The sequence below is a fragment of the Frankia sp. CcCS3 genome, assembly GCF_977927575.1.
Genome location: NZ_CDWRCL010000334.1, coordinates 1 through 3,145, shown reverse-complemented (window position 1 = coordinate 3,145; position 3,145 = coordinate 1). Strand labels below are relative to the sequence as shown.

The 3,145-nt window shown below is 67.6% G+C and carries 1 protein-coding gene and 1 pseudogene; both read left to right on the top strand.

Features of this window, described 5'->3' with window-relative positions; genetic code table 11:
* Positions 1 to 349: pseudogene (locus AC08OQ_RS18820) on the top strand (hypothetical protein); the annotation flags it as partial.
* Positions 350 to 351: 2 nt separating this feature from the next.
* Positions 352 to 3,145 (top strand): Swt1 family HEPN domain-containing protein (locus tag AC08OQ_RS18815; RefSeq protein WP_476612279.1); only part of this gene is annotated, 2,794 nt, incomplete at its 3' end.

Sequence of the window (3,145 nt, the reverse complement as noted above, 5' to 3'; positions counted from 1 at the left end):
CATCAAGCCCGCCGACCTGTCGTGGGACTACGACGTGCTGAAGGACAGCCACACCAGCAACTGGGAGGCCCTCCACCATCTGATCAAGGTGCTGGAACGGGACGGTATCATCCCGGCGGGCGACTTCCTCCAGGCGGCGTTGAGCCGCCCAGACGGCGCCGTCGATGCTGACCTCATCAAGGAGCTCACACACCTTCTCTTCCGCATCGCGGAGGGCAATGGCTGGACGAAGGACGCTCTGAGCTTCAATAGCCTCGTGACGAGCTGGCCGGAGATTCTGGAGGTCGCGCGCACCCAGAAGAAGCCCACCAAGACGCAGTTCGCGATCGACTTCGACGAGGACGAGTAGACATGGCGCTGAGCAACCGCGACCGCATCGACCGGATGTTCCAGGTCCTCGCCCCGGCGCTGGACGACTTCATCTCGTCGGTGATCGGACAGGCCGACCCGGCGCTGGGGGCTGAGTGGACGAAGCTGGTCCAGGCGAAGGACCTTAAGAACGGCGCCCCCGCGAGCAAGAGCTACGACCCGCTCGACCCGCAGGTCCAGTTCCGCCTGCTCACCGAGGGCAACATCACCGGCGGCTACAAGCAGGGCTGGTACCCGTTCAATCAGGCCGTCGGGCGCGTCGGCGAGACCTACGCCAGCGAGCTGCGCGAGGTGCGCAACGCGTGGGCGCACAACGGCTCGTTCAGCGACGACGACGCCTACCGCGCACTCGACACGGGCGAACGCCTGCTCAAGCTCATCGGCGCGAACGCCGAGACCGACGAGGTCCGCGGCATCCGGCTCAACCTGCGTCGCGTGGCCGCCGACAAGGACGACAAGAAGGTCCTCAAGGCCGCGGTCGACAACCCCGAGGCCACCGGCCTCAAACCGTGGCGCGAAGTGCTCCAGCCCCACGATGACGTCGCGACCGGCAACTTCCACGCTTCCGAGTTCGCGGCTAACCTCTACAAGGTTGCCGTCGGCGGCGAGGTCGACTCCGACTATGCCGACCCGGTCGAGTTCTTCAAGCGCACCTATCTTACCGAAGGTCTCTGCGACCTGATTGGCCGCGCCGTGCGGCGTCTTTCGGGTGACGACAATGCCTCTCCGGTTATCAACCTTCAGACCAACTTCGGCGGCGGCAAGACGCACTCGATGCTGTCGCTGTGGCACGTGGCCGCCGGACTTCCCGTGGGCGAGTTCCCGCAGGAGACCCAGGAACTGCTCACCGCCAACGGCTACCCCGGCACCGAGGTGAACCGGGTCGCGATCGTGGGCAACCACCTCAGCCCGTCCGGTGTCACCAAGGACGACGGCACCCACGTCAACACGATCTGGGGTGAGTTGGCCTGGCAGCTCGGCGGTGCCGAGGCGTACGCCATCGTCGCCACCGCGGACAGCAACCGCACCCATCCCGGCGACGCGCTCCACACGCTGCTGGCGAAGTACGCGCCCGCCGTCATCCTGATCGACGAGTGGGTCGCCTACGCCCGCTCACTCGTGGGCCGCGACGACCTTGCGGGCGGCACGTTCGACGATCAGTTCACCTTCGCCCAGTCGCTGACCGAGGCCGCGAAGGGCACCTCGGGCGTCCTGCTCGCGATCTCGATTCCTGCCTCTGAGAGCGGGGGCGACTCGGAGATCGTGGCCGGGAACGCCGAGGAGGTCGGCGGCGCCAACGGCCTGGAAGCTTTGAAGCGGCTCCAGAACGTCGTGCGCCGGGTGGCTGATCAGTGGCGCCCGGCGTCGTCGGACGAGGCCTACCACATCGTCAGGCAGTGGCTGTTCAAGCAACCTGACGCCGCCGCGCTCGCCTCGATCGGAGCGACCGCCAAGGCGTACGTGGAGCTGTACCGCAAGTACACCGATGACTTCCCGCGTGAGGCACGCGAGACGTTGTACGAGTACTGCATCAGGTGGACCTACCCGATCCGCCCGGAGCTGTTCGACACCCTCTACGAGGAGTGGTCCTCGCTGGAGCGATTCCAGCGCACCCGCGGTGTGCTGCGGCTGATGAGCACGGTGATCCACGCGCTCTGGACGGGCGAGGACGCGTCACCGCTGATCATGCCGGGTTCGATCCCGCTCGCCACCGCGAACGTGAACGCCGAGCTGACGCAGTACCTCCAGGACTCCTGGAAGGCGATCATCGACGCCGATGTCGACGGCCCGAACTCCGAGCCGGCGCGCATCGACAAGGAGAAGCCGCTGTTCGGCCAGCGAGCGCTGACCAAGCGGCTCGCCCGCACGGTGTTCTTCGGCGCGGCCCCGACCATCGCACCCGGCTCGGTCCACAAGGGCATCGGTACCCAGCGGGTCTTCCTCGGCACCGCGATTCCCGGCGACGTCCCGGGTAACTTCCACTCCGCGCTGACCCAGCTTGGTGACCGGGCGACCTACTTCTACTCCGGGTCCGGCAAGCACTGGTACGATCTCCAGCCCAACATCACCCGCACCGCCAAGGACCAGGCCGAGCGGCTCCACAAAGAGGACGTGTGGAAGGAGATCGTCACGCGGCTGCTCGGCCAGGGCCGCCTGAAGGGCGACTTCGCCGGCGTCCACGTCTGCCCGGAGAACGACGCCGACATCCCGGACACCGGTGAGGCGCGCCTCGTCATCCTGCACCCGAAGTTCGCCCACAAGCGGGGCACCAAGTCGGTCGCCAAGGGCTTCGCGCAGAAGGCGACCGAGCAGCGCGGCAGCTCCAACCGGACCAACCGCAACATGCTCGTCTACCTCGCCCCCGACGAGGCCCGGCTGGGGGAGCTCGACGCCGCCACCCGCGACTACCTCGGCTGGAAGCACGTTCTCGACAACGAGGCCGACCTCGACCTGACCCAGAACCAGAAGAAGCAGGCCGCCCAGCGCCAGGCCCAGACCGACCAGACCGTCACGGCCAGGCTCCTGCAGACCTTCACCTGGGCGCTCGTCCCGGCCCAGCCGGACCCGAGCGCGCCGTTCGTCATCCGGGAGGCTAAGGCCGACGGGCAGTCCACCTCGCTCGCCGAGCGGGTGTCCCGCCGCCTCGGCAACGACGGCGACCTCTCGACGAGGCAGGCCGCGGCGACGATCCGCCTGGCGATCAGCAAGGTCCCGCAGATCTGGAAGGACGGCCAGGTCTCGCTCGGCGCTCTGTGGGCGCTCTACAGCCAGTACC